Raw genomic sequence first — 26,170 nt, forward strand, 5'->3', positions numbered from 1 at the left:
GACGAGCCGGATCATGACGAATGTCTCTCGATGGGGTTCCGGTGAGCGGGAGAGGTCTCGATCGGATTCAATCAAGGAACACGAACTCGTTGAGGTTAAGCAAGGCGAGGCAGAAGGAGTGCCAGGCTGCCTCATTGTGATCGCTCACATAACGTAATGCCAGTTCGAGTTCCGAGGGGTCGGGCTCGCGGCCGACGGCGAGGAGGAAGGCGAGGCGGATGCGCGCTTCGGGATCGGGGCCGGCGATGCGATTGAGGCGCTCGGCCAGGGCAGAGGCAGCGTCGTGTGAGAGGCGATCGTTGAGCAGGGCGAGGGCCTGGGGGGCGATGGTGGTGACGTCGCGGCGGGGGCAAGAGGCGTTGGTGTCGGGACGATCGAAGGCCTCGAAGAACGGATAGCGGAGATTGCGACGGATGAAAACGTAAAGGCTTCGGCGGTTACGCTCGCTGGGCGTAGGGGAGACGGGCCAGACGGCTCCCTGGCTGCTGAGTTTGGTCAGTTCTGCGGGAAGCTCGGGGAAAATGGACGGGCCGCCCTGGGCGAGGTTGAGCAGGCCGGAAGCAGCAAGGAGGGCGTCTCGGATGGCCTCGCCGTCGAGGCGGCGGCGGTTCTGACGCCAGAAGAGTTCGTTGTCGGGGTCGAGGGCGTGGGAGTCGGGGTCGAATTGCGAGGACATCCGGTAGGCGGCGCTGGTGACGATCAGGCGCTGCATGCGTTTGATGCTCCACCCCTGGTTCGGAAGCTCGGTGGCGAGCCAGTCGAGCAGTTCCGGGTGGGAGGGGTACGTCCCCATGACGCCGAAGTCGCTGGGGGTGGCGACGATGCCGCGGCCGAAGTGGAGCTGCCAGAGGCGGTTGACGAACACGCGGGCGGTGAGGGGGTGGTCGGGTTGCGTCAGCCAGGCGGCGAGGGCCGAGCGGCGGCCGGTGGAGTGGTCGGTGGGATTGATGCGGGGAGCGTTCGGGTCGAGTTGGCTCGGGAAACCGGGTTCGACTTCGGGGCCGGGCTTACCGTACTGGCCGCGGAGGAGGAGGTGGGTGGGGGCGGCGTCGGGGCTGTCCTCAACCAGGACGCGGGCGACGGGCAGGGGGGGTGGCCCGGCGTCGTTGAGGGCGTCGAGCCGGTCGCGGAGGGCGTTGCGCTCGGCGACGCGATCGGGGCCGAGGGCGACGTCGAGCTGTTCGGGGTCGATGCGAGGGTCCTTGGCGAGGGCGTCGTAGACGATGCGGATCTGGTCGGGGGTGCGGTCTTCTTCGGGGGTGGCGAAGGCGTCCTGGGTGTTGGGCCTCGGGTCGCGGGGGGGGCCGGGGGCGAGTGTCTCGCGGGCGTCGGCCTCGAGCCGGAGGATGGCCGCGCGGAGTGCGGCGAGTTCGCCTTGCCAGGAGCGGACGGCGTCGTCGTGGGCCCGTTCCTGGGCGGGGGTGGAGACGGGGTAGGCGTTATCGAAGCGAGCGGGGGTGAAGAAGGCCTGGAGGCGGTAGAAATCGACCTGGGAGAGGGGGTCGAACTTGTGGTCGTGGCAGCGGGCGCAGCCGATCGTGAGGCCGAGGAAGGCGAGGCCGGTCGTCTCGGTGATGTCGTCGAGCGCGATCTGGCGCCGCTCGCCCTGGTCGTTCATGTCGACCATGTCGGGGTAGCAGCGGTGGAAGCCGGTGGCGACGGCGGCGGCGGGGTTGTCGGGCACCAGCTCGTCGGCGGCCATCTGGAGGGCGAGGAAGCGGTCGTAGGGCAGGTCGTCGTTGAAGGCCGAGACGACCCAGTCGCGGTAGCGCCACATGTCGGGCCGGGTGTGGTCGAACTCGAAGCCGTCGGTGTCGGCGTAGCGGGCCAGGTCGAGCCAGTGCTGGGCCATCCGCTCGCCGTACCGGGGTGAGGCGAGGAGGCGGTCGACCTGGCCTTCGTAGGCGAAGGGGGACGGGTCGTCGAGGAACGCCTCGACCTCCTCGGGCGTCGGCGGCAGGCCGGTCAGGTCGAATGTCAGGCGGCGGAGCAGGGTGGCGCGATCGGCCTCGGGGGCGGGCGGGACGTCGAACGCCTCCAGCTCGGCGAGGAGGAAGCGGTCGATCGGGTTGCGGGGCCAGGAGGCGTCGGCGACTGCGGGGATTTCGGGGCGAGCCGGAGGGACGAAAGACCAGTGATCGGAGTCCTCGGCGGCGGCCATCGCCCCGAAGCAGGACGCCATGAGGATCGGGGGGAGGTGCGTTGCTGGCCTACTCATGAGACATCCTCTCCGAATCTAATGGCCGGGTTGGTCTGATATGATCCATCGGGCAAAGGCGAATATGTGAGGGCTGATGAAAGTATGAAGTAGTTGCGATGTGTTAAATGTATGACAAGGAATACCAGATGCGCTGCCAGCCAAGGTTCTCCGAAGTTGTTCGGCGTTGCCTCGTTGGATGTATTTGGTATGATCCCACAGAATCAAGACATACCACCGTCCACTGGAGGGATGCCATGAGGATGCCCCGCCTCTCAATCGCCAAATTGATGATCGTGGTGATGACCATTGCCATCAATTGTGGCATATACCGTCAGGTCACTTCAACTCGATCATTTCAGGACTTCATCGAGGCGGTTGGCGTATTCTTAATGTCAAACATCCTGCTTGTCGGTCTTTACCGCCTCACTTTCTACCGTGGCGAGCGAAAGCCATTCCTGCTTGGGTTCGAGGTTTCCGGGCTGGTTGCGATGCTTGCGTTTGTCGCCTGGAATCGACTCCTACCCAAGCAGGCATCACAGTTAATTGAACCGATTTTGATGAAGGCCGTCATGTTTATCATGGAAAATCTGATCAATCCTGTAGTTGCAGCCTTGATTGTTGGTTTGCCCATGTTGCTCATCGCACTTATCGGTGGTCTATTGGCCCTCGTGATCGCCAAGCCACAGAAGCCGGCGTCCACTGTTGATCCTGCCGTCATGTCAACTGAAAGCGATTCCCAATCGCCTAGGGTGATCCCGTTTTCTGTCATGTAAGTCGAAAGTCATAACATCGAGCTTTCAGTTCCGCATCGCCGCAAGTTCTTGATTCAGGTGTGGCGAAACTTCGATCTGTCATCGGGACATTTTTTGACACTTTTTTTGGGAAGCCAAGTCCCCTCAAGCCTGGCATTCATCGCGACCCAACCCCCGGCCGCTCACGCCAGGATCGGCGTGACGACCGTGCCGGCGACGTCGGTCAGGCGGTGCTCGCGGCCGTTGTGGAAGTAGGTGAGGCGGGTGTGTTCGAGGCCGAGGAGGTGGAGGATCGTGGCGTGCAGGTCGTGGACGTGCACGCGGTCGGATTCGGCGCGGAGGCCGACGGGGTCGGTGGTGCCGAGGAGGGTGCCCCCCTTGATGCCGCCGCCGGCGAGCCAGGTGGTGAAGCCGTGGGGGTTGTGGTCGCGGCCGGTGCCGCTCTCGGACATGGGCATGCGGCCGAACTCGCCGCCCCAGATGACGAGGGTGCGGTCGAGCAGGCCGCGGCGTTTCAGGTCGGTGAGCAGGGCGGCGACGGGCTGGTCGGTCTTGGCGCACATGGAGGCGTGGTTGGTTTCGACGTCGTTGTGCGCGTCCCAGCCGGTGAAGTCGCCGGAGTAGAGCTGAACGAAGCGGACCCCGCGCTCGACGAGGCGGCGGGCGAGGAGGCATCGGGTGCCGAAGTCGGCGGTGACGGGGTCGTCGAGGCCGTAGAGGCGGCGGGTGGCGGTGGTCTCGCGGGAGAGGTCGACGGCCTCGGGGGCGGCGGATTGCATCCGGTAGGCGAGTTCGTACGTCTGGATGCGGGCGGCGAGGTCGGAGTCGTCGGCGCGGGGTTCGAGGTGGCGGGCGTTGAGGGCGCCGATGAGGTCGAGCATCCGGCGCTGTTCGGAGCGAGTCAGGGTGCCCTCGGGGGGCCGGAGGTTGAGCAGGGGATCATCGCCGGATCGGACGACGGTCCCCTGGTAGCTCGCCGGGAGGAAGCCGTTGCCGTAGGCGGGGGGGCCCCCTTTGAGGCCGCCGGCGGGGTCGGGCATGACGACGAAGGCGGGGAGATCGCGATTCTCGGATCCCAATCCGTAGCCGACCCACGAGCCGAGGCTGGGCCGACCCATGAGGATCGAGCCGGTGTTCATCTGGTAGACGGCCTGGGGGTGGTTGACGCTGTCGGCCCAGCAGGAGCGGACGACGGCGAGGTCGTCGACGCATCGGGCCGTGTGGGGCAGGAAGTCGGAGACGGGAATGCCGCTGTTGCCGTGCGGGCGGAAGGTGCGTTTCGTGCCGAGCAGGGGGTTCTGGCCGACCTTGCGGCGGGTGGCGACGGGGCCGAAGCTCTCGGGGAGGGGATTACCGTGCAGGCGCTGGAGGTCGGGCTTGGGGTCGAAGGTTTCGAGGTGGCTGGGCCCGCCGTGCATGAAGAGGTAGATGACCGAGTCGGCCTTCGGGGCGAAGTGGGGGGGCTTCGGGGCGAGGGGGTCTCGGGCAGGGTCGGAATTCGCCTGCGCGAGGTCCTGTTGCAGCATCCAGGCCAGGGCGAGGAGGCCGAATCCGCCGCAGGAGTCGCGGAAGAAGGCGCGACGGGACGCCGAGGGGGCGACTGGGTTCGCGCCGGTGGGCCGGAACATGGCGGACCTCGTCGAGAGAGGACGATCGAAGGGAAAAGGAGGGTCAGCCGCTTCCAATCACGTTACCAGGAGCATCGCCCCGGTGACAGCACCTGTTGATCCGAAGACGCAAGCGGTTGACGACAATTGGGATGGGGGGCCGAACGGCTCCGAGGGATCAAAGGGGGGCCGGATCGCGCCAGGCGGCCTTTGGGGGGAACGACTCGTTTGATTGTTGTTGGATTTCGGCGGGAAAGTGGTTAAGATCACCTCATGACACTCGGCGCAGGTTCGTGCTGCGCGATTGACGACCGAAGACCAATGAGGTGCGATCTCGTGAGGGTACGACGATCGATTATCGCGGTCATTGCCGTGATCACGATGGGGTGGAGTGGGATTGCCCTCGCTGGAACCCGGCCCATCAGCGATCTTCGGATCGTTCCGGAGTCCTTGACCCTGATCGACCCCAGTGCCCGGCAGCGGTTCGTGGTGATGGGGACTGTGGAGGGGCGTCTGGTCGATCTGACGCGGGAGGCGGAGTTTCGGGTCGAGGACCCGGACCTAGTGACCGTGACTGCGTCCCGAGTGGTCAGACCAAGAAAGGACGGCGAGACGACACTTGAAGCGGTCGTAGATGGGGAGACGGCCCGCGCGACTGTTCGCGTTTCCGGAATGGGAGGAGCGCGGCCGATCACGTTCGAGCGCGACGTGATGCCAATGCTGACCCGATTCGGCTGCAATTCCGGGCCCTGCCACGGAAAGCAGCGGGGGCAGAACGGTTTTCAACTATCCCTGCTTGGGTTCGATCCGAATTTCGATCACGCCGCGATCACGAAGGAGGCGCGGGGGCGTCGCGTCTTCCCGGCCGCGCCGGAACAAAGCCTTTTGCTCATGAAGGCCACGGCCACGCTCCCGCACGGCGGCGGGAAGCCGATCGAGGCGGGCAGCGAGGAGTATGAGGTGCTTCGCCAATGGATCGCTGAGGGGATGCCCCGGGATCCGGAGGGCGCTCCTTCGGTCGTCGGCCTGGACATCTGGCCGACCGAGCGAAGCATCGCCGCGGGAGATCAGCAGCAGACGATCGTCACAGCGTATTATTCTGACGGATCGAGCGCCGATGTGACTCATCTGGCCGATTTTCAGTCGAATGAATCGGCAGTGGTTGCGGTGGATGAGTCGGGCTTGATCAAGGCAGGCGACCGGCCGGGAGAGGCGGCGATCAGCGCCCGGTTCGAGGGACAATTTGCGACCTGCGGTGTGACGATTCCGCTGGAAGGGACTGTGGACCCCGAGCTTTACGAGAACCTTCCTCGATCGAACTTCATCGACGGCCTGGTCTGGAACAAGCTTGAGAAGCTGGGCCTGACCCCTTCGGTCGCGACGAATGACGCGACCTTTCTGCGGCGAGCCCATCTCGACATCATCGGCCGGTTGCCGACCCCCGACGAGACGAGGGCTTTCCTTAATGATCCGTCTCCCGAGAAGCGGACCGTCTTGATTGATCGGCTTCTGGAGCGCCCCGAATACGCCGATCACTGGGCAACGAAGTGGATGGACCTGCTCCGGCCGAATCCCTACCGGGTGGGCATCAAGGCGGTCTGGAATCTGGACGCCTGGATTCGACGCGCCTTCCGCGAGAACATGCCGTACGACGAGTTTGTTCGGACGATCGTCGCGGCGCAGGGGAGCACCTTTCAGGAAGGACCGGCCACGATCTTCCGCGATCGTCGCGATCCGGAAGAGTTGACGACAATGGTCAGCCAACTCTTCCTCGGAATCCGGCTCGATTGCGCTCGGTGCCACCACCACCCGTTCGAGGTTTGGGGGCAAGAGGATTTCTATGGGTTTGCCGCCTACTTCGCCGAGGTCGGTCGGAAAGGGACCGGTCTTTCCCCGCCGATCAGCGGAGGAGAAGAGATCATCTTCGCCTCAGGGAAGGGGTCGGTTGCCCATCCGTTGACCGGGGAGACGATGAAACCGGCTCCGTTGTTCGGTGAGGCACCGGAGGCCGAGGACGATCCGCGAGAGTCCCTGGCGTACTGGATGACCGACGCAGACAATCCGTACTTCGCGCAGGTGATTGCCAATCGGGTGTGGGCAGATCTGATGGGAATTGGCCTGGTGGAACCGGTGGATGACCTGCGAGCGACGAATCCGCCGACCAACCCGGAACTTCTGGATGCACTGGCGAAGGAATTCGTTGAGGGGGGCTACGACCTGAAGCACCTGATCCGAACGATCATGACCTCTCAGGTTTACGGGCTGGATTCGAGTCCCGATGAGCGTAACGTGGTGGATGTGCGGAACTACGCCCGCCACTATCGCAAGCGACTCGGTGCCGAGGCGTTGATCGACGCGGTCTGCGATATCACGGGGGTACCCGAGTCGTACGACGCCGCTGCCCCTGGCACCCGAGCGTCGCAAATCTGGACGCACCGAGTCCCCTCGACCTTCCTCGATACCTTCGGCCGGCCCGACCCGAACCAGGACCCGCCGTGCGAGCGCGTGCCGGATACGTCGGTGACGCAGGTGTTGCACCTGATGAACGCTCCGGACTTGCACGCCAAAATTACCGACGAGAAGGGGGTCGCCGCCGAGTTGGCCGCAAGCGACCGATCGGCTGAGGAGATTGTGGAGGAGCTTTATCTTCGCGTCTTCTGCCGACTGCCGTCTGAGGAAGAGAAGGCCATCGCCAGGTCGGTCTTCGAGGAACCGGAGGTGGATCGGCGCAAGGCGACGGAGGATGTGCTCTGGGCCTTGCTCAATTCGGCCGAATTCATTTTCATTAATTGATCACGACCGGACGAGTCACCGATCTTTTTCGCCGGTCAACGCCCAGGTGGGGCCGGCCCGTACCAGACCGAGGAGCCAATGACATGAGCCGATCCCGAAACTGCGAAGGGACGACCCGACGCGATTGTCTGAAGCTTGGACTGACGAGCTTGATCGGCGGCGGTCTGGTCGATGCCCTGAGGCTTCGAGGCCAGTCGGCGATGACCGCTCCCGGAAGACCGACCAGCTGCATTCTGGTCTGGATGGACGGCGGGCCGAGCCACTATGAGACGTTCGATCCCAAGCCCGACGCCCCTTCGGAAATTCGAGGCGATTACGACCCGATCGGCACGAGCGTGCCGGGGATGCATTTCTCCAAGCACATGACGGAGATGGCGAAGATCGCCGATCGGCTCGCAGTCGTCCGATCGATCCAGCATAATCAGGGGAACCACGGGGCCGGCAATCATTACATGATGACCGGCGCACCGACTCGGATTCCGGTCGGCTGCGGTGCCTTCGTCAGCTTCCACCCGAGCCTCGGCTCGGTCACGGCCTACGAGCGAGGGACCCAAGGGGGCCTACCGCCGTACTTCTCAATCCCCCGGATGTCGCGATCGGGAGGCCCGAACTTCCTGGGTGCCCGGTATGCACCCTTCGTGGTGCCCGACGATCCGAATCGCGAGAACTTCCGGGTGCGGGACGTTTCGCCGCCACGCGATCTGGAACTGGGCCGGTTCGACAATCGCAAGGATCTGAGAGCCCAGCTTGACCGGCTCGAACGGATCGCTCATGAAGCTGCAGGCGATCCTGTCCGATCGCTGGATGAATATTATGAGCAAGGGTACGACCTGATGTCCTCTCGGGATGCACAGCGTGCCTTTGAGGTTCAGGCCGAGCCGGACGCGATTCGAGACCTGTACGGGCGGAATCGATTCGGGCAGAGCTGCCTGCTGGCCCGTCGGCTGGTCGAGGCGGGGGTGCCCTTCATCACGCTGTATGAGGGCGGCTGGGATCACCACGTCGAGATCTTTGATGCTCTGGATAAGAAGCTGCCGCCCTTCGATCGAGCGTTGGCGGCCTTGATCCTTGACCTGGAACAGCGCGGGTTGCTGGAGTCGACCCTGGTCATCGCCCTCGGCGAGTTCGGGCGGACGCCCAAGATCAACGGCCGAGGCGGTCGCGACCACTGGTCGAACGCCATGTCCGTGGTCTTCGCGGGCTGCGGGACTCCGGGCGGGCAGGTAGTGGGGGCGACTGATGCCAGGGGCTATGCGGCGGTCGATCGCATTCTCTCACCGGAGAACTTCGCGTCGACCGTGTATCGGAAGCTCGGCATTGATCCGAACACGATTTATTACACCCCGCAAGGTCGCCCGGCCCACCTGGTGAGCGACCCGAACCCGATCGCGGAATTGATGGGCTGAGCCCCTGGATCTGCCTTCGATGCGACATCTCCGCCGAGTCAATTTGATCGTGGCCCTGCTCCTGCTTCCGTCCTGGGCGCAGGCCGATCCTCCAAAGGTCTCCTCCTTCTTTCCCGGAGGAGGCCGGATCGGTGAGTCAGTCCGAGTCGAGGCCAAGGGAACGTTGAAACCCTGGCCGGTTCAGATCGAAGTCGATCGGCCGGGGATCTGCTTTACTGCCGAGGAGGAGGCGGGGGTCTTTACCGTCTCGATTCCAGACGATGCGGTTCCAGGGATCACCTGGGTGCGTCTGTTCAATGACGAAGGCGCGGCGACGCTCCGTCCGTTCCAGATCGGAACGCTGCCGGAGGTGCTGGAGGTGGAGCCCAACACGGCTGATCGTGAGGCACAGCCGATCGATCAACCGACGGGTGTGGTGGTGAATGGTCGGCTGGAAAAGTCCGGAGATGTTGATTCGTTTGCGGTTGAGCTGGAGTCGGGCGAGACGCTGGTGGTTGCCTTGGAGGCAAACAATCGGCTCGGGTCGCCGATGGACGGAAAGCTTCAGATTGTTTCGCCGGAAGGCTTTGTGGTGGATCATGCGGATGATGCTCCCCTGCTGGATCCGAGCCTCGCGTTCACTGCGCCGACGTCCGGTACGTACATTGTCCGTGCCTTTGCCTTCCCGGCTCAGCCGGACAGCTCGATCCGGTTTTCGGGAAGTGATGATTATGTGTATCGCTTGACCTTGACGACCGGTGGCTATCTCGACCTGGCTCATCCGTCGGTCGTCGGGCAGGAACTCGAGACAGACGTTGCCGCAGTGGGCTGGAACGTGTCGGACGAAACCGAGGGGCTACAGGTCGCTCCCGGGCCTGAGAGGACAGCGGTGGCCTGGCATCCGGACCTGGCCGGCTCGGTTGAGATGACTGTTGCGGCGTTTCCTGTCGTGCTCGCCGCGACGATCACGGAGCAACCGGCTCCTCTTCCTGCGTTGATCTGCGGTCAACTTGGAGAAGATGGCGAGGCGAACCGGATGCTGCTTAAGGGAGAGCCTGGTACGTCGATCCGGCTTCGAGTGGAAGCCCGAGCATTCGGATCGCCGCTGGATGCCGTGCTGACGGTTGAGGACTCCTCCGGGACTCAACTGGCCGAGATGGATGATTTGCGTCGGGAACTCGATCCTGAACTGACGGTAAAGGTTCCGGATGACGGGATGCTTCACGTTCAGGTGCGCGATCTTCACCGTCGTGGGGGTTCCCGGTATCTCTATCGGATCGAGGCTCGGGAGCCGGCACCCGAGTTCGCGATGACGGTTGCAGCCGACGCGTTCGTTCTCGATCCGGAAAAACCCTTATCGATCGAAGTAACGATCGATCGACAAGGGGGATTCAAGGAAGCGGTGACCATCAGTCTGGAAGGGCTCCCGGAGGGAGTGACCGCAGAGCCGGTCGTCTCTGAGGCTGAAGGGGATTCGTCCAAAAAGGTGACGCTCCAGCTCTCGTCCACAACGGCCTCGGCGTGGTCAGGCCCGATCCGGATTCTGGGCACGGTGGAAGGCGCTGACGATTGCGTATCGGCAACGGCTGAACGAGTAGGCGGCTCTCGGACCGAGGCCCTTTGGCTCACGGTTCGTCCGGCCTCCTGATGCCCTGGGTCCGCAGGATCAGAACGGGACAGCCCCGAGCGGAACCAAGGATGGGCTTGCGAACCTGACTCTTGCCTGAGACAACGGAGCGTCAGGCGCTCGGCTGAGCGGACGCGCTCTGGAGTTCTCGCAAAGGGCCGATGAATGGTGATGCGCAACGTGTACGGAGTCGGGATTAACCGGACCAGTCCTGCTGGGCTTGGAGTTCTGGCCTGGCTGTTCTCCCTTACTTTCTCGCTTTCAACGGTCGATGCGGGAGTTGTTCGTCTGGAGATCGAGCACCGGGAACCTTTTGCCGACGGTCATGAGTTCGGCTTGGTCGGTGCCTATGAACGTCTCAGCGGGCGAGCGATGCTCGAAGTGGATCCCGACGATCCATCGAACCGAGCGATTCACGATCTGAAGCTCGCCCCTCGAAACGATCGCGGCTTTGTGGAATTCTCGACCGAGTTCGACTTGCTCGCCCCCGTGAATCCAAAACGAGGCAATCGCCGAATCTTCTTCGAGGTCAACAACCGAGGCAACAAACTCGCTCCCGGCGCTTTTCTCGATCGTGGGGGGAACGAGTTCAAATCGCTCGATGACGCGGGCAATGGGTTTCTCTTCCAAGAGGGGTATCACCTGCTCTGGTGCGGCTGGAATGGGGATGTCCTTCCGGGAGGGGAGCGTCTCACGATCGATCTTCCCATTACCAAGGACGCCTCAGGTCCGATCGAAGGACGCATTTATGCGGAAATTTGCGTTGATGAGTCGAGCCGATCGGAACCGCTCGCCTGGGGGAACTCGGACCCTTACCCGGTGATCGACCCCGAGCAGGCCGTGGTCACCATGCGGCCGACCCGTGATGCTCTCGCCGAGGTCATTCCCAGAGACCGGAGGGCATTTGCTCGACTCGATGGAGATCAGGTCGTCCCTGACCCCAGGTACCTGTATCTCGAAGAGGGGTTCCGGCCCGGATGGATCTACGAGGTGGTTTATACGACACAGAACCCTCGGGTCACGGGGCTCGGATTTGCCGCGGTTCGAGATGTGGTCTCCTTCTTCAGAAACGAGGAATCCCCTGCGAATCCGCTGGCAGGAGCCGTGGACGGGGTGATTGCGTTCGGGATATCGCAGTCGGGGAGATTCCTTCACGATTTCGTGTATCAGGGATTCAATGCGGACGAAACGGGACACGCGGTGTTCGACGGTGTCTTCGCCCACGTTCCGGGAGCGGGAAAAGGAATGTTCAACGGCCGGTTCGTTCAGACGACCCGGCATGGCAGTCCCCACCAGGACCGACTCTATCTCTCGGAGTCGTTCCCGATGACCACGGCTCCTTCGACAGACCCGTGGACCGGCCGGACAGGGGATACGCTGGAACGTGCCCGAGCGGCGGGAGTTGTTCCAAAAATGGTGTTCACCAACACATCTGCCGAGTACTGGACGCGAGCCGCGTCGCTCTTGCATACGGATGTGGACGGGACCGTTGATGTGGGGCACGACCCGAACGTACGCATCTACTTCATTGCCGGCGGTCAGCATGGCGTGACGACCGAGACGAGTCGGGGAATCTATGTCAACCTGATCAATACGCTCGACTATCGAGGGGTGCTGAGGGCCTTGCTTGTTGCACTCGACGACTGGGCGACACGCGGGGTTGAGCCACCGCCGAGCCGATACCCAAGGATCGACGACGGCACCTTGATCCGAGCAGATGCCTACCGTCGTACGTTTCCCGAGCTTCCGGGAATCGCCTTGCCTCGAACGCATTATGTTCCGACGCGGTTGAACTTCGGTCCTCGATGGGAATCGGAGGGGATCATCGATGAAGTTCCAGCCGTGGCCGGTCAGCCCTTTCTGAGCTTGGTTCCTGCTCCCGATGCGGATGGAAATGATCGCGCAGGCATTCGATTGCCTCAGCTCGCTGTGCCGGTAGCCACCTTCACCGGATGGAATCTTCGGAGTGTCGAAGCAGGAGCGGCAGGACAACTCGCCAAGTTCAACGGTTCCCTGCTACCGTTTCCGGGAGATGAAAGGCAACGGGTTGCAAAGGGTGACCTGAGACTGTCGGTACAGGCACGATACCCGAACTTCGCGCATTACCTCGGCTTGTATTCGGAGTGCCTGCTCGAACTTGAATCGCAGCGATTCCTGCTGGATGAAGACGTGGTGCGATTGCTCCGTGCCGCCGAAGCGTCTCGATCATCGTGGGATGTTGGAGGTGGTGAAGCTCCACGCAATTGACGTGTTGAGCCCGGCACCTCGCTGCCGTGGTGCCGGGCTCGGGAATTGATTCCGCCGCGGGATGGATCGTCTCAGGCGAAGAGGGAGGAGACGACCCGTCCCCCGACGTCGGTCAGTCGGAAATCGCGACCCTGGAAGCGGTAAGTCAGGCGGGTGTGATCAAGGCCGAGCAGGTGGAGAATCGTGGCCTGAAGGTCATGGACGTGGATCGGATCTTCGGCAGCGGAGAATCCGAACTCATCGCTCGCACCAAAGGTCATCCCGGGCTTTACACCACCCCCCGCGAGCCACATGGTGAAGGCGTCGGGGTGGTGGTTACGTCCGGTGTTTTCTCGGACCTCTCCCATTGGGGTCCGTCCGAATTCTCCTCCCCAGATGACCAGGGTTTCATCGAGGAGGCCGCGGGCCTTGAGATCGGTGATCAGGGCGGCAGAGGCGCGATCGACGTCGAGACAGACGGTATCGAGCGAATCTTCAAGGTTTTCGGTGGGGCCGCCGTGGTGGTCCCAGTTGGTGTGGTAGAGCTGGACGAATCGCGTGCCACGCTCAACAAGTCGTCGAGCGAGCAGGCAATTGCTGGCAAAGGAAGGAGTTCCCGGCTCGATACCATAGAGGTCGAGGGTGGCCTGCGACTCGCCCGCCAGGTCGATTAATTCGGGGGCGCTCGACTGCATTCGAAAGGCCATCTCGTAAGAGGCAATTCGGGTGGCGATTTCGGGATCGCCCGTGGTATCGAGTCGATGGCGGTTCAGGTCGCCGATGGCATTGAGCGCGGTGCGCTGATCGTCTTCAGAAACCTCCGGAGGTCGGGATAGATCGAGGATGGGCTCGGGACCGCTCCGGAAAGGAACACCCTGGTATGCGGTCGGCAGGAAGCCGCTGCCCCAGAGGACTGCGCCCCCTCTAGGACCCCTTGGCCCGGACTGGAGGACGACGAAGCCGGGGAGGTTGTCCGCCTCACTGCCGATGCCATAGGTAATCCAGGCCCCCATGCTGGGACGACCGAATTGCGTGGTGCCCGCATTGAAGAACAACTTGGCCGGAGCGTGGTTGACCGGTTCGGTCCAGACCGACTTGAGGAAGGTCAGGTCATCCACGATTCGGGCCGTGTGCGGCAAACATTCGGAGACCCAGGCTCCACTGTCACCGTGTCTGGAGAATTTTCGGCGGGTGCCGAGGAGCTTCGGAGGTTCCTTGTTGAAGGTCTCCATGAAGGCGAATCGCTTGCCTTCAAGGTACGAAGGGGGAATCGGTTGATCGTTGTAGCGCTGAAGTCCGGGTTTGTAATCAAACAACTCGAACTGGCTCGGTCCGCCTGCCATGAACAGGAAGATCACGTTCTTGGCTTTGGGAGCGAAATGACCGGCCCGAGGTGCCAATGGGTTGGTGGACGGATCGGGTTCGGCGGCAAGACTGGCGGTGCCAGTTCCGAGCAAGGAGGTCAGCGCCATCGAGCCCAGACCGATTCCGCATCGTTCAAAAAAATGCCGACGGGTCGATTGAAGCAGCGGAGGGATCTCATTCATCATGACACTCCCGTCGGTTGCCGTTACTCGCGTGTGATGAACTCATCCAGATTCAACAAGACCCTGGCGATCGCGGTCCAGGCAGCTCGCTCGGAATGATCGGTCTTGGAATGATCGTCATCCCCTGAGCCGGAGTTGAGCGATCGTTGTTCACTGAGGAATGCATTCAGGCGATCCAGTTCGACGGGGTCGGGGCTTCGAGCGAGACAGAGACGAAAGGCGAGGTCGAGCCGTTTAGTGTCGTCCAGAGGACCTTCAGCAAGAAGGCGGTCGGCCAGGGCCTGAGCAAATTCGTAGAACGCCTGATCGTTCAAGAGCATGAGCGCTTGAAGCGGCGTGTTGGAACGGGTGCGTCGCGTACAGGCGAAGGTGGCGTCTGGGGCATCGAAGCCAACGAGCAAGGGATGAGGCGTCGCTCTCCAGAAGAAGGTGTAGAGCCCTCTGCGGAAGCGGTTGGGGCCGGTGTCGGTGACCCATTCGCGCCTCATCTGCCCGAGGCTCATCACGCCGTCGGGTTGGGGAGGGAAAACGCTCGGTCCTCCGACGGTTTCGGTGAGGAGGCCGCTTGCGACGAGGGCGGAATCGCGGATGAGTTCGGCGTCGAGCCGCAACCGAGACTGACGAGCGAGACGCCGATTGGTCGGATCACGATCGATCAGGTCGGGGCGAAGTCTGGACGATTGGCGGTAGGTGGACGAGGTAAGGATCAGGCGGTGCATGGTTTTGAGGCTCCAGCCTTGCTCCACGAACTCGACCGCGAGCCAGTCGAGCAAGTCCGGGTGCGAAGGAAGGGTGCCCTGAGTGCCGAAGTCCTCGTCGGTTTCGACGATGCCTCGTCCAAAGTATGCTTGCCAGAGGCGATTGACGGCGACCCTTGCCGTGAGCGGGTGATCGGGATCAACGAGCCATCGGGCCAGGTCGAGCCGGTTCGCGCGGGTGTCCGACGATCGAGTCAAGGGAGGAAGCACGGAAGGCACATCGGGCTCGACCGGGTCTCCCGGCCTGGTGAAGTCGCCCGCCGTCAAGAAATGGGTGGTTCGAGGGACGTTCTGCTCTCGAACGACCATGGTCGTGGGGATCTTGGGAAGTTCTTGCTTGAGGGTGGCGATGGCGGTGCGATGAGGAGCGACGATCGGATCGTCTGATTGGTCGATGAAGGCCGCGAAGACGACTCGATTGCGGTCTGCGGGGCGTTTCTCGAAGGGGAGGTCGAAGGCCTCTCGGACTTCCTGAGACTGCTTCTGGCGGCCTGCACCATCGAGCCCGATCTCCCAGGCATGTTGTCGATTGAGCAAGTCGGGGTCGCGCTCGATTCGGGCGAGGTAGTCGCTGATGGCCTGGTTGACCTCGTCCCGCCGGGCGACATCCTCCTCGGACGCCACGGGAATGGTCGGCTCGTCGACGGTATTCAAGAATGCAAAGAACTGAAAGTAATCTTGCTGTGAAATCGGATCATATTTGTGATCGTGGCACTGGGCGCACCCGATCGTCAATCCAAGCCAGACCGAGCCGGTGGTGTTGACTCGATCAATGACCGACTCGATCCGAAACTGTTCGCGGTCGATGCCCCCTTCCTGATTGATCGGCGTGTTGCGATGAAATCCGGTTGCGACGAGCTGAGGCATTGAGGCATCGGGGCGAAGATCGCCGGCGATCTGGTCGATGGTGAATTCGTCGAACGGGAGATCACGGTTCAAGGAGTCGATGACCCAGTCCCGGTACAGCCAGATCTCTCGGGGAGCATCGATGCTATACCCGTTTGAGTCGGCGTAGCGGGCATTGTCGAGCCAACGACGCCCCCAACGTTCCCCGTAGTGAGGGCTGGCGAGGAGTCGATCGATCAGGTGCTCGTAGGCGTCGGGACGGTCATCGGCCAGGAATGCCTGAACGTCCTCCGGGGTCGGGGGCAGGCCCGTCACGTCGAGACTGGCCCGTCGAATTAAGGTCGCCCGATCGGCCTCGGTTGAAGGAGCAATTCCATCCTGTTCGAGCGGGGCGAGGATGAACGCATCGATCGGGTTGCGGACCCAGGAGGATTCCTTGACGGCTGGCAACTCTGGACGCAGAGGAGGAGTGAAGGCCCAGTGATCTTCCCAGGGGGCACCCTGCGCGATCCACTGGCGAATTAACTCAACCTGGGCGTCCGAGAGCGACTTTCCCGAATCGGGGGGGGGCATCCGAAAATCGGCCATGTCCTCGGTGATTCGCAGAAAAAGCTCGCTCTCCTCGGGTGATCCGGGAACGATCGCTGCATACCCGCCCAGGTCGGCAAGGGCTCCTTCCGGTGTATCGAGCCGGAGTCCCGCGGCGCGTTGCGAGGCGTCGGGGCCATGGCAGCGGACACAGGTGTCCGAAAGTATCGGCCGAATCTCCGTCGCAAAGTCGATCGACCGTTCCTCTTCGGCGAGTCCACTGTGCGGGAAGACAAGCGGGCTCACCATGAGGAGGAAGATCCACCCGACGGCCATCGTCCGGGGCGGTCGCAATTGCGTCATCGTCTCGGTACTCCGGTCTCGGGGACCGATCAGTGGCAGGCGTTGGGGATCGACGGGCGTTGGTATCGCCTTGAGCATCTCGACCAGCCCAATGGATTTGCGTGCAGCAGGACGTTTAATCTAGGTTTAGCCTAATCGATTCGCTCGTCCATTCGCAACCGATTCCGGGGTTCTCAGAGGAAGGTTGCAACGGTTGAGCGTGTTGACGTTCACCTCTGATCCGTTGAGGGTTTGGCACGTTTTTCCGCCTCAACCGTCCTCCGATTTCGGGAGAACGACGTTCCAGACGCGTGGCGAGACCTTCGGAGGACTCCGCGGTTCAATTCCCTCATCCGGGGTGACTCTCGATAGCGCTAGACAGCAAGGGGTCGGCCTGGTCAGATTCGGAAACCCATGACGCCAACACCGATTGCACAAGACGGACCGTTTCACAGTCTGCTGACATCGCAAGCCCGAGGAGCAATCGCGGTGCTTCGGGTTTGGGGAGAGGGGGCTGTCGGCGCGGTGAATGAGGTGTTTCGGCCAATTCGAGGGGTGAGCCTTTCGAAGTCGCCATCAGGGCGACCCCGCGTTGGGAGAGTGGGACGGGGGATCGGGGACGAGGTGGTTGCCCTCATCCTGGACGAACCTGGTCAAACTCTTGAGGTGGAGATTCAGTGCCACGGAGGACCAGCGGCCGTGGGCCTCGTGATCGACTCCCTGGAACGGGTCGGAGTGCGCTGGCGATCGGCCGACGATTGGCTTGCCGATCATCAGTCCTCTCGTTTGAAATGGCTTGCACATCATGACCTTGTTCATGCGGAAACCGATCGGACCGCAAGATATCTTCTCGCTCAGGCTCAAGGTGCCCTTGATGAAGCAATCGAGACCATCCGCAACCAGATGGGCAACACCCCTTCCGAGGCGATAAGGAGACTCGACAGGCTCATCCAGGTTGCGGAGGTAGGACTTCATCTCGTTTCCGGGTGGCGCATCGCACTCGCCGGGCGGCCAAACGTGGGAAAGAGTCGCCTCCTGAATGCCCTGGCAGGTTATGGCCGAGCGATTGTCTCCCCGACGCCGGGAACCACCCGGGACGTGGTGACTGCCAGAATCGCGATCGAAGGTTGGCCGGTCGAGGTTTCGGATACGGCGGGACTTCGAGAGACCCACGACCCGATCGAAGCCGGGGGGGTGGTACTGGCTCGTTCTCGGCATGAGGGAGCGGATCTGGTTCTCTTGATTCTCGATCAATCCGAACCGCTTTCGGAAAGCGATCGAGCGTTGCTTTCGGAGTATGAGTCTTCGCTGATCGTTTGTAATAAATCGGACCTGACAGCGGCCTGGGAGCCGGAGCCCTCCTGGAAAGAGGTGCAGAGGATTTCGGCCGAACGCGGGGATGGGCTCGAATCGCTGGTAGCAACACTGTCTCGACGGATTGTGCCGACTCCTCCTGACGTTGAGGAAGCGATTCCGTTTCGAGCGGAACAACGGGAACAACTGATCGAAATTCGTCGACTCCTCCAGGAAGGTTCGCTGGATGATGCGCGCAAGAAGCTCGATTGGCTTCAATACGAGGCCACCTGATCACAAGGGGAGGCCGAGGTCTTGCGGTCAGAGATCGCCCGACGCATCATCGAAGCTTCGAGACCTGAACCTTCGATCGAGGAACGGACAGGAGTTTGAATGTATGGATGTTTCTCGAATTCATCGTTGCCGAAGATCTCTCGTGTTCCTCTTGATCTCCTGGGGATTGACGGCGGTTTCAATCGCACATGCCGGACAGGAGGGGGACCGTGTTTTCCGGGCGGGAGCAGCAACGAGCAACATCACCCCTCCGCTGGGGGAGCCGATTGTCGGCAACTGGAACGCTCCTCCGGCGACTCATGTTCACGACGAACTGCACGCTCGATGCCTGGTGCTTGATGATGGCGAGACAAGGATCGCCATCGTCCTTTGCGATAATGTGGGAATTGCCCGAGACGTTCTGGACGTGGCACGAATCCTGGCAGAGGAGTCAAGTGGGATTCCTGGTCAACACATCCTTCTTGCTTCGACGCATACGCACTCGGCGACTCCGGCCCGAGGGCTCGATCGACTTGCTCCCATGGACGATCTCAGTGGTTATCCCGCCTTTCTGGCGCGTCGGATTGCCGATGGGGTTGTTCGAGCATCCGCCAACCTTGAACCTGCCAGAATCGGCTGGGGCCGTGCTGAAGTTCCTGGGCAAGTCTTCAACCGGCGTTGGTTCCTGAACCCCGATCGCGAGATCCTGAACCCGTTCGGCGGAACAGACCGCGTCAAGATGAACCCTCCCCGGGCAACTCCTGACTTGAGAGAACCCGCCGGCCCGACCGACCCTGAGGTTGTCTTTCTCTCGGTTCAGGCAGTCGATGGCCGGCCGATCGCGCTCCTGGCCAACTATTCGTTGCATTATGTTGGGGGAGTGCCCTCGGGCCATGTCTCCGCCGATTATTTTGGGGTCTTTGCCGAGCGCATCGGGCAGTTGCTTGACGCGGATCGGGTTGACCCGCCCTTCGTGGGTGTCATGAGCAATGGAACAAGTGGAGACATCAATAACATCGACTTTCGTGCTACTGGGCAACGGCTGGAGCCGTATGAGAAGATCCGCCAGGTTGCTGATGAGGTTGCAGAAGCGGTCCATCAGGCACACCAATCGGTCACGTTTCACTCCTGGGTTCCGTTGGGGGCGGTGACTCGGGAACTCACCCTGGCGGCGCGAGTTCCCGACGAGGAACTGCGAGACTTCGCACAACGGACGTTGGCGAAGCCCGAAGAGGCTCCGCGTGATCACCCTCTTGAACGGATCTACGCAGAGCGCGTTCTTCGAGCGGTTGATGCTCCAGAAGAGGTCTCGATTCTTCTTCAGGCCGTTCGGATTGGAGGCGTCGGTATCGCTGCCATTCCGTTCGAAGTGTTTGTCGAAACCGGGCTCGAGCTCAAAGCTCGAAGTCCGTTCGAACAGACCTTTACCATTGAGCTGGCGAATGGATCGTACGGCTATCTTCCCACCCCTCGCCATCACGACCTCGGAGGTTACGAAACCTGGTTTGGGACCAATCGGGTCGAGCGAGACGCCTCGGAAAGGATTCGAGACGGGATTCTCGAACTCTTTGGTGCCTTGCAAGACCATTGAGAATTCATACCTTCGTGAGCGATCCCGACCGATCCTGCCGCTCTGAGCACACGTTCGATGATCGGAGCGGATCGGGAGATGAGACTCCCTGATCGACTGATCGAGACTCCTGAGACGGACACCATTCTTCATGAACACTTACGTCGTTGCGCTACTTCGTTCGAACCTGCTCGCGTTTGCGGGCGTGCTTGCCGGATTCCCAGTGCTCGCGATCGGTCAGCAAGTCGTCGATTCTGCCCCGATCATTGTTGAGGAGCGATTCGAAAAGACCGAGCATTTGATCCCGATGCGAGATGGGGTTCGTCTCTTCACGGCGATTTATCACCCACGTGATGCGTCTGCAGAGAACCCGTACCCGATTTTGATCAGCCGTACCCCTTATAGCTGTAACCCTTATGGTGAGGATGAGTACCGACCGGTGATCGGGCCGTCGAAGGCGATGATGGAAGAGGGGTACATCGTTGTTTATCAAGATGTTCGGGGACGTTTTCAGTCGGAAGGGACCTATGACAATATGAGGCCACATGTTCCCGGAGAATTGCCGATAGATGAAAGTTCCGATGCGTACGACACAATCGAATGGTTGCTGGAACATGTCGAAGGGCACAATGGCCGGGTCGGCATGTGGGGGATTTCCTATCCCGGATTTTACACTGCTGCGGCGCTGCCCGAGGCGCATCCTGCGCTGGTGGCAGCCTCGCCACAGGCGCCGATTGCCGACTTTTTCTTTGACGACTTTCACCACAATGGTGCTTACACACTCGCGTATTTTCTAATCACGCCGGTCTTCGGCTATCAGAAAGCGGGACCTCAGGATTCGAGGTGGTTCGACATCATCGATCCGAGAACGCGAGACGGCTACAAGTTTTATCTGGAGCTTGGCCCACTGAAAAATGCCGAGCGATATTATGGGCCGGAGAACTTCTTCTGGAGGCAAATCGTTGAGCATCCGAATTACGATGAGTTCTGGCAGCGTCGGGCGATTCTCCCTCATTTGAACGGGCTCTCGACCGCGGTGATGACGGTGGGGGGGTGGTTCGATGCGGAGGATCTGTATGGGCCATTGAATATTTATCAGACCATTGAGCGAGAGAATCCAGGAACCTTTAACATGCTGGTCATGGGGCCCTGGGGGCATGGTGACTGGGCTCGAAACGGGGACGGTCCCCAGGTGACAGGGAACATTCCTTTTGGTGAGGGTCTCTCCTCATCGTATCAGGAACAGGTCGAGGCGCGTTTCTTCCGTCATTTCCTCAAGGAAGGTAATGATCCCGATGATCCTGGTCCTGACTTGCCCGAGGCGTTGACGTTTGATACCGGCCGAAAGCAGTGGCACGAGTTTGATCAATGGCCTCCCGCAACCGTCACGGCGGCCCAGCTGTATTTCGGAAACGACAGGACGCTCACGGCCAATCCGCCGGAGGACGAGGATCGTCAGCCCTTTTCGGAATTCATCAGTGATCCGAACACACCGGTACCCGACTCAGGGGAGATCCGGATCGTCATGACCCCCCGGGCCTACATGACCGACGATCAGCGTTTTGCCACGCGACGACCCGACGTGCTGTCGTTTCGTTCCGAAGTTCTCGAATCGGATGTGACGCTCGCCGGCCCCATGATCGCCCGGCTCTTTGTTTCGACCACCGGTACCGACGCCGACTGGGTCGTGAAACTCATTGACGAATATCCGAGCGATCACCCGATGGAGGAGCATGCCCCCGAGGGAGTCGAGTTCGGCGATTACGAGCAGCTCGTTCGGGGAGAGATTCTCCGGGGACGGTTCCGCAACAGCTTTGAAACGCCCGAGCCATTCGTTGCGGGCGAAGTCACCCCGGTTGAACTGACCCTTCAGGATGTCTTCCACACGTTCAAGAAGGGGCACCGGATTTTGGTGCACGTTCAGAGTAGCTGGTTCCCGCTCTTTGATCGGAATCCCCAGACGTTCGTGCCTAATATCTTTGAGGCCGACGAGGCTGACTTTACCCGGCAGACGCATCGGGTGTATCACTCGCCAGAGTTCCCCAGCCATCTGGAGATCTCGTTGCTTCCCGGGGAAGCGGAGTAAGCGAGGGGCGGGTTTACTCCTCGGGGCCAATTTCCTTGATCATCCGGGAAAGGAACTGGGACAGGCCGTCGATTCCATGCATGGCCTGGGCGACGGCCTGTTCGAGGGGGACAAGTTGCTTGGCCTCGAAATCGCGGCTGACGGCGTCATCCCATTCGTCTCGTGTCTGATCCCATTTTGCTCGAAGTGCCTTCAGATCGTGCTGGAGTTTGGCACCGCCCGCCGTAATGTTTGTGGGACGCATGGCGACGAGGGCTCCGTCGGGAGATCACGAGGTGGTTTCGGGAGGCCCGGAGGACGGATCTGGAGGCAGAGCCGAAGGCATGCCGGAGTGATCGCGGGGGGGAGCGGTGCTGACATAGGCTTCGAGCGCCGTGATCATGCGGTCGAGCATGGCGAGCATTCGAGCGATGTCGATTGAAGCGGCATCGGCCAGGCTCCGGGTCCTCCCTTGATATTCTGCCAGGGCGTGCTGGAACTGAGGAACCCAACGACGGATCGAGGCGAGTTTGCGTTCGGCCTGTTCAATCCGCATTTTGCAGAGACGGAGGGCTTCTTTCTCCTGGGTCACATCGGGAACGAAGCCGTCGGTCCGCTGGAGGTTTTTCCGGTGAAGGGCCGCGCGGGCCTCGGCCATGCGCTGGTCCCAGAGCTTGATTTGACTTTTCCAGTAGCGTGGCTGTTCGTGTTCGAGCCAGTCCCGGACGCGACGAAGCTCGATGTCGATCCCGCCCAGGGCATTCCGAGCACCGTCACCGAACTCGGCGACCGCGGCCCGGAAACGATTGAGGGCCTCGATCGACTGGACGCGGGCTTGCTCGGCCATCGGTGCCGGCTCCTGCGTTAGCGTTGCTGGAGATAGTCTTCGATCTTCTCGGCTTTTTTCATCAGGAAGGGGACGTGGGTCTCGGAAAGCTGGATGAATCGGGAGACGACATTCATCGTCTGTCGAAACTCCTCCGCGAACTTGTCATGCTCGCGGTCTCTCCAGGTGGAACCGAGATTGTTCAACTGACCGTTGAGGACAGTCATTCGGCTCTGGAGATCATTGTTGAATTGCTTGAGACTCTGAGCAAAACGGCGAAGTTCAGCCGGATCAACGTGAGCTTGCGGCATGATGACGGGCTCCGAGCGAGGAGCGAGGCGGGTTCTTTAGGAATCCAGACTACCGATCCGTTTGAGAGACTGTAAAGGTATCGGCTCGGCCCGCCTTTGTGAGCTTGTCTTGCTCGAAGTCGATCGAGTTCGGTAGAATTCAATGTTCTGGCGGGGCCATCTCGGTTCGCCCCGCGCCGATCACCTGAAGCAAGTGGTCGGAGCAAGGCGTTTCGATTTCGAAGAGAGAAGCAAGGTCATACCGCGATGGCTCACAAGAAAGGTCAGGGCTCCAGCCGCAACGGCCGCGATTCGAATGCCCAGCGGCTGGGAATCAAGCTTTTTGGTGGTCAGCTTGCCAAGGCGGGCGCGATCATTTGCCGGCAGCACGGCACGAAGTGGCGGCCTGGGAAGAACGTTGGGGTCGGTCGCGACTGGACCATTTTTGCCTTGACCGAGGGCAAGGTTCACTTTGATCAGGATGGTCGTCGGATCAATGTGATTCCGTCCTCCAACGGTCACGCTCACGCCTGAGTTTCGGCTCATTGAGCCCCGATTCTGCTTGAACCGCGATTGGATGCCCGGCGGCCGATCCCTGAGGGGAAAGTGGACGCCGGGCGTCTTGCGTCTCAGAGGGACGAATGTTTGTCGATCGGGTGACGCTTCACGTCAAAGGTGGCGATGGCGGGAACGGTTGCCTCAGCTTCCGCCGGGAGAAATACGTCCCTCGGGGGGGGCCTAACGGGGGCGATGGCGGCCACGGCGCTCATGTGATCGTCCGCGCCGTGGAAGGCCTGACGAACCTGGCCCACCTTTCCGGCATGCGTCACTTCCGGGGCGAGCGTGGGCAGCATGGGATGGGAAGCAGCCGGGACGGTAAAAGCGCCGAGACGGTCTATATCGATGTTCCGGCGGGAACGATTGTCCGCGACCACACTCACGGCCATGTTCTTCGGGACTTGAAGTCTCCTGGCGATTACGTCGTGGTGGCCCGAGGTGGAAAAGGGGGGCACGGAAACGAGCATTTCAAGTCCTCGATCAATCGAGCGCCTCGCCAGGTCGAGCCGGGGCAGCCGGGAGAGGAACGCTCGATCGACCTGGAATTGAAGGTAATCGCCGATGTCGGCCTGATCGGATTGCCGAACGCCGGCAAATCGACCTTGCTCTCCCGGATCAGCCGGGCACACCCCGAGATCGCTGATTACCCCTTCACGACCAAGTACCCGAATCTCGGGGCGGTGGTTGTTGAGGACGACGCATTCATCGTCGCCGATATTCCCGGCCTAATCGAGGGAGCACACCAGGGGCACGGCCTGGGACACGAGTTTCTCCGCCATGTGGAGCGGACCAAGGTGCTGGTGCATCTGGTCGAGGCTGTGCCGATCGACGGGTCCGATCCGGTCGAGAATTACCGGACCATCCGGAACGAGCTGGAACAGTACAGCCCGGCCCTGGCAAACCGACCCGAGATCCTCGTGCTTTCGAAACTCGACGTGACCGGGGCCGATGAGGCGGTCGATCGGATTGCCCACGAACTCTGCCGCGAACCACTGACCCTCTCCGCGGTCACGGGACGAGGGATTCCACAGCTTATCAGTCGGATCCTCGACGTGCTTCAACGAGTCCGAGCGCAGTTGGGAGAGGAGGAAGCTCCCTCATCCCCGGAAGTGCTCGAAGACCCTTGAGCGTTGGCCCGAACGGATCAGGAGAACGGCATTCTCGTCTTTAACTCTGCCCGGAGGGCGTTGTGTCCCCCGACCGACTTGTGATTGATGTCGGCAACACCCGGCTGAAGTGGGGGCGTCTTGACCACCGAGGCCGGATCATCGACTCTTTCGCGACGGCGGTGGACGATTACGGGGCCTGGCAGACCTCGATCAATCGCCTGGTGTCAGAGCAGTCCCCGAGTCCTGCGGCGATCGCTTCGGTCAATCCGCCGATCGCCGATCGGCTTGGAGCCTGGCTTGAACGTTCCGGAATCGGACCGATCCAATGGTTTCGATCGGCGGCCGATGTGTCGTTGAACCATCGGCTCGAGGCTCCCGAGCAGACGGGGGCCGATCGAGCCCTCGCGGTGCTGGCGGCCCTCGATCACGCCGGGCAAGTCGGCCCGGGAATCGTGGTCCAGTGTGGCACGGCGATTACGGTCGAGCGCATCGATCCGGAGGGATGCTGGCTTGGGGGGGCCATTGCCATCGGTCCAGGTCTTGCTTCAAGAGCGCTACAATCGGGAACCGCACAACTGCCGAGCGCCTTGCCTCTCGATCCGGAACGCCCGACTCCGGCATGGGGAGCGTCGACACTCCCTGCGCTGGAAGCAGGACTTCTCTGGGGAGCCGTCGGGACAATTCGGGAGCTGATCGCTCGACAAGGTGAGGGGCTGAATCCGGAACCCTGGGTGATCTGGACGGGGGGGGATGCGCCGATTCTGGGACCACGAGTCTCTGGAGCCGGAGTTCAAATCGAGCCAGACCTGGTCTTGATGGGGGCGGCGTTGGCAGGATTCCGAGGGCCAGACCACCCAATCGACGCGACTCCGTTCAGCCGTTAGAATCCCCTTTTCCGCACCGAGTGAACGTGGCTCGCCCCAGTTGCGACGGGGCTACCTTCCGCCTGCTTCTTCTCCTTGGCACCGGGATCTGAAGGCGATGACGAGCCTCAAGGGAAACTTCCTCATCGCATCGAATTCCCTGGCCGACCCGAACTTCGTTCGGACTGTCTTGTTGATGGTTGAGCACTCCGAAACCGGTGCGGCCGGGGTCATCCTGAACCGCCCGACAGGTGCCACCATCGCCGAGATTTCTCGGAAGGTCTTCAACGAGCCTGATGACTGGGACAAGCCGATCTTTCTGGGAGGCCCCGTCCCCGGGCCCCTCATGGTGCTGCATGCGGTCGAAGCACTCTCGGATCAATCCGTCATCGAAGGTCTTTACACCACCATCGACCCGGACAAGATCCAGGAACTGATTCAGCTTCGGGTCGAACCCTCGGTCTTCCTGGCCAACTATGCCGGTTGGGGAGCCGGCCAGCTTGAGATGGAACTGGCTGAGGACTCGTGGCGGGTGATTCCTGCCGACAGCTCCCTTGCCCTTGAAGGTGGCGATGCCTCTCTCTGGGAAACGCTGATGCGACGCGTTTCGGCGAACCTGCTGGCCGGAGCGTTGGGACTGCCGGATCTCCCCAACGATCCCACTCTGAATTAACGCGCGATCGATCGGCGGATCGTTTGTGAGCGGTACCGA

19 protein-coding genes are annotated in these 26,170 nt (G+C 61.5%); 12 read left to right on the top strand and 7 right to left on the bottom strand.

Features of this window, described 5'->3' with window-relative positions:
• Positions 1-67: 67 nt before the first annotated feature.
• Entirely contained in the window at positions 68-2,218 is a 2,151-nt protein-coding gene (locus HG800_RS21620; RefSeq protein WP_169979414.1) for a DUF1549 and DUF1553 domain-containing protein, read from the bottom strand.
• Positions 2,219-2,460: 242 nt separating this feature from the next.
• On the opposite strand from HG800_RS21620, the gene HG800_RS21625 reads away from it, so the two are divergent.
• Positions 2,461-2,973, top strand: coding sequence for a hypothetical protein (locus HG800_RS21625; protein WP_169979416.1), 513 nt, complete (start codon positions 2,461-2,463; stop codon positions 2,971-2,973).
• A 161-nt stretch (positions 2,974-3,134) separates the two neighbouring features.
• Here HG800_RS21625 and HG800_RS21630 read toward each other — a convergent pair whose 3' ends face one another.
• Positions 3,135-4,580 (bottom strand): DUF1501 domain-containing protein, encoded by a 1,446-nt coding sequence (locus HG800_RS21630; protein WP_169979418.1) that lies wholly within the window; start codon positions 4,578-4,580, stop codon positions 3,135-3,137.
• A 315-nt stretch (positions 4,581-4,895) separates the two neighbouring features.
• On the opposite strand from HG800_RS21630, the gene HG800_RS21635 reads away from it, so the two are divergent.
• From HG800_RS21635 to HG800_RS21650, 4 genes are all read left to right on the top strand, one after another.
• The gene (locus tag HG800_RS21635; RefSeq protein WP_315852082.1) at positions 4,896-7,352 is read left to right on the top strand and encodes a DUF1549 and DUF1553 domain-containing protein; all 2,457 of its coding nucleotides are present in this window, start codon (positions 4,896-4,898) and stop codon (positions 7,350-7,352) included.
• Positions 7,353-7,435: 83 nt separating this feature from the next.
• A complete protein-coding gene (locus tag HG800_RS21640; protein ID WP_169979420.1) occupies positions 7,436-8,758 on the top strand; it encodes a DUF1501 domain-containing protein in 1,323 nt (440 codons plus the stop codon).
• A 19-nt stretch (positions 8,759-8,777) separates the two neighbouring features.
• Complete coding sequence (locus tag HG800_RS21645; protein ID WP_169979422.1) at positions 8,778-10,385, top strand: PPC domain-containing protein; 1,608 nt, start codon at positions 8,778-8,780, stop codon at positions 10,383-10,385.
• A gap of 150 nt (positions 10,386-10,535) precedes the next feature.
• On the top strand, positions 10,536-12,611 hold the full coding sequence (locus tag HG800_RS21650; RefSeq protein WP_169979424.1) for an alpha/beta hydrolase domain-containing protein: 2,076 nt from the start codon (positions 10,536-10,538) through the stop codon (positions 12,609-12,611).
• 71 nt (positions 12,612-12,682) lie between these two features.
• On the opposite strand, the gene HG800_RS21655 is transcribed toward HG800_RS21650, so the two are convergent.
• Together HG800_RS21655 and HG800_RS21660 are read right to left on the bottom strand one after the other, a co-directional pair.
• Positions 12,683-14,137: a DUF1501 domain-containing protein gene (locus tag HG800_RS21655; RefSeq protein WP_169979638.1), complete on the bottom strand. Its 1,455-nt coding sequence runs from the start codon at positions 14,135-14,137 to the stop codon at positions 12,683-12,685.
• A 23-nt stretch (positions 14,138-14,160) separates the two neighbouring features.
• On the bottom strand, positions 14,161-16,632 hold the full coding sequence (locus HG800_RS21660; protein WP_235963871.1) for a DUF1553 domain-containing protein: 2,472 nt from the start codon (positions 16,630-16,632) through the stop codon (positions 14,161-14,163).
• Between the two features lie 393 nt (positions 16,633-17,025).
• Here HG800_RS21660 and HG800_RS28285 point away from each other — a divergent pair, with 393 nt between their 5' ends.
• The 3 genes from HG800_RS28285 to HG800_RS21675 all read left to right on the top strand — a co-directional run bounded on the left by HG800_RS28285 (position 17,026) and on the right by HG800_RS21675 (position 21,833).
• On the top strand, positions 17,026-18,198 hold the full coding sequence (locus HG800_RS28285) for a GTPase (protein WP_315852083.1): 1,173 nt from the start codon (positions 17,026-17,028) through the stop codon (positions 18,196-18,198).
• Between the two features lie 103 nt (positions 18,199-18,301).
• A complete protein-coding gene (locus HG800_RS21670; protein ID WP_169979434.1) occupies positions 18,302-19,768 on the top strand; it encodes a neutral/alkaline non-lysosomal ceramidase N-terminal domain-containing protein in 1,467 nt (488 codons plus the stop codon).
• 130 nt (positions 19,769-19,898) lie between these two features.
• Positions 19,899-21,833 (top strand): CocE/NonD family hydrolase, encoded by a 1,935-nt coding sequence (locus tag HG800_RS21675; protein WP_169979436.1) that lies wholly within the window; start codon positions 19,899-19,901, stop codon positions 21,831-21,833.
• Positions 21,834-21,846: 13 nt separating this feature from the next.
• On the opposite strand, the gene HG800_RS21680 is transcribed toward HG800_RS21675, so the two are convergent.
• From HG800_RS21680 to HG800_RS21690, 3 genes are read right to left on the bottom strand one after another with little or no spacing between them, the layout of a single operon-like run.
• Positions 21,847-22,077: a hypothetical protein gene (locus HG800_RS21680; RefSeq protein ID WP_169979438.1), complete on the bottom strand. Its 231-nt coding sequence runs from the start codon at positions 22,075-22,077 to the stop codon at positions 21,847-21,849.
• A 24-nt stretch (positions 22,078-22,101) separates the two neighbouring features.
• On the bottom strand, positions 22,102-22,659 hold the full coding sequence (locus HG800_RS21685) for a hypothetical protein (RefSeq protein WP_169979440.1): 558 nt from the start codon (positions 22,657-22,659) through the stop codon (positions 22,102-22,104).
• A gap of 17 nt (positions 22,660-22,676) precedes the next feature.
• Positions 22,677-22,949 carry a WXG100 family type VII secretion target gene (locus tag HG800_RS21690; RefSeq protein WP_169979442.1) on the bottom strand — a complete coding sequence of 91 codons (273 nt, stop codon included), beginning with the start codon at positions 22,947-22,949 and terminating at the stop codon, positions 22,677-22,679.
• Between the two features lie 246 nt (positions 22,950-23,195).
• Here HG800_RS21690 and rpmA point away from each other — a divergent pair, with 246 nt between their 5' ends.
• The 4 genes from rpmA (at position 23,196) to HG800_RS21710 (ending at position 26,131) form a co-directional block, all read left to right on the top strand.
• Positions 23,196-23,462 carry a 50S ribosomal protein L27 gene (rpmA, locus tag HG800_RS21695; RefSeq protein ID WP_169979444.1) on the top strand — a complete coding sequence of 89 codons (267 nt, stop codon included), beginning with the start codon at positions 23,196-23,198 and terminating at the stop codon, positions 23,460-23,462.
• A 107-nt stretch (positions 23,463-23,569) separates the two neighbouring features.
• Positions 23,570-24,613: a GTPase ObgE gene (obgE, locus tag HG800_RS21700; RefSeq protein WP_169979446.1), complete on the top strand. Its 1,044-nt coding sequence runs from the start codon at positions 23,570-23,572 to the stop codon at positions 24,611-24,613.
• Positions 24,614-24,675: 62 nt separating this feature from the next.
• The gene (locus tag HG800_RS21705) at positions 24,676-25,479 is read left to right on the top strand and encodes a type III pantothenate kinase (protein ID WP_169979448.1); all 804 of its coding nucleotides are present in this window, start codon (positions 24,676-24,678) and stop codon (positions 25,477-25,479) included.
• Between the two features lie 97 nt (positions 25,480-25,576).
• On the top strand, positions 25,577-26,131 hold the full coding sequence (locus HG800_RS21710; protein ID WP_169979451.1) for a YqgE/AlgH family protein: 555 nt from the start codon (positions 25,577-25,579) through the stop codon (positions 26,129-26,131).
• The last annotated feature ends 39 nt before the right edge of the window (positions 26,132-26,170 follow it).

The organism is Tautonia rosea (assembly GCF_012958305.1).
Taxonomy (GTDB): Bacteria; Planctomycetota; Planctomycetia; order Isosphaerales; family Isosphaeraceae; genus Tautonia; species Tautonia rosea.

Excerpts from the sequence above, each read along its gene's own strand:
- HG800_RS21620 (WP_169979414.1), bottom strand. The coding sequence starts at position 2,218 with ATGAGTAGGCCAGCAACGCACCTCCCCCCGATCCTCATGGCGTCCTGC.
- HG800_RS21625 (WP_169979416.1), top strand. The coding sequence starts at position 2,461 with ATGCCCCGCCTCTCAATCGCCAAATTGATGATCGTGGTGATGACCATT.
- HG800_RS21630 (WP_169979418.1), bottom strand. The coding sequence starts at position 4,580 with ATGTTCCGGCCCACCGGCGCGAACCCAGTCGCCCCCTCGGCGTCCCGT.
- HG800_RS21640 (WP_169979420.1), top strand. The coding sequence starts at position 7,436 with ATGAGCCGATCCCGAAACTGCGAAGGGACGACCCGACGCGATTGTCTG.
- HG800_RS21645 (WP_169979422.1), top strand. The coding sequence starts at position 8,778 with ATGCGACATCTCCGCCGAGTCAATTTGATCGTGGCCCTGCTCCTGCTT.
- HG800_RS21650 (WP_169979424.1), top strand. The coding sequence starts at position 10,536 with ATGCGCAACGTGTACGGAGTCGGGATTAACCGGACCAGTCCTGCTGGG.
- HG800_RS21655 (WP_169979638.1), bottom strand. The coding sequence starts at position 14,137 with ATGAATGAGATCCCTCCGCTGCTTCAATCGACCCGTCGGCATTTTTTT.
- HG800_RS21660 (WP_235963871.1), bottom strand. The coding sequence starts at position 16,632 with ATGACGCAATTGCGACCGCCCCGGACGATGGCCGTCGGGTGGATCTTC.
- HG800_RS28285 (WP_315852083.1), top strand. The coding sequence starts at position 17,026 with ATGACGCCAACACCGATTGCACAAGACGGACCGTTTCACAGTCTGCTG.
- HG800_RS21670 (WP_169979434.1), top strand. The coding sequence starts at position 18,302 with ATGGATGTTTCTCGAATTCATCGTTGCCGAAGATCTCTCGTGTTCCTC.
- HG800_RS21675 (WP_169979436.1), top strand. The coding sequence starts at position 19,899 with ATGAACACTTACGTCGTTGCGCTACTTCGTTCGAACCTGCTCGCGTTT.
- HG800_RS21680 (WP_169979438.1), bottom strand. The coding sequence starts at position 22,077 with ATGCGTCCCACAAACATTACGGCGGGCGGTGCCAAACTCCAGCACGAT.
- HG800_RS21685 (WP_169979440.1), bottom strand. The coding sequence starts at position 22,659 with ATGGCCGAGCAAGCCCGCGTCCAGTCGATCGAGGCCCTCAATCGTTTC.
- HG800_RS21690 (WP_169979442.1), bottom strand. The coding sequence starts at position 22,949 with ATGCCGCAAGCTCACGTTGATCCGGCTGAACTTCGCCGTTTTGCTCAG.
- rpmA (WP_169979444.1), top strand. The coding sequence starts at position 23,196 with ATGGCTCACAAGAAAGGTCAGGGCTCCAGCCGCAACGGCCGCGATTCG.
- obgE (WP_169979446.1), top strand. The coding sequence starts at position 23,570 with ATGTTTGTCGATCGGGTGACGCTTCACGTCAAAGGTGGCGATGGCGGG.
- HG800_RS21710 (WP_169979451.1), top strand. The coding sequence starts at position 25,577 with ATGACGAGCCTCAAGGGAAACTTCCTCATCGCATCGAATTCCCTGGCC.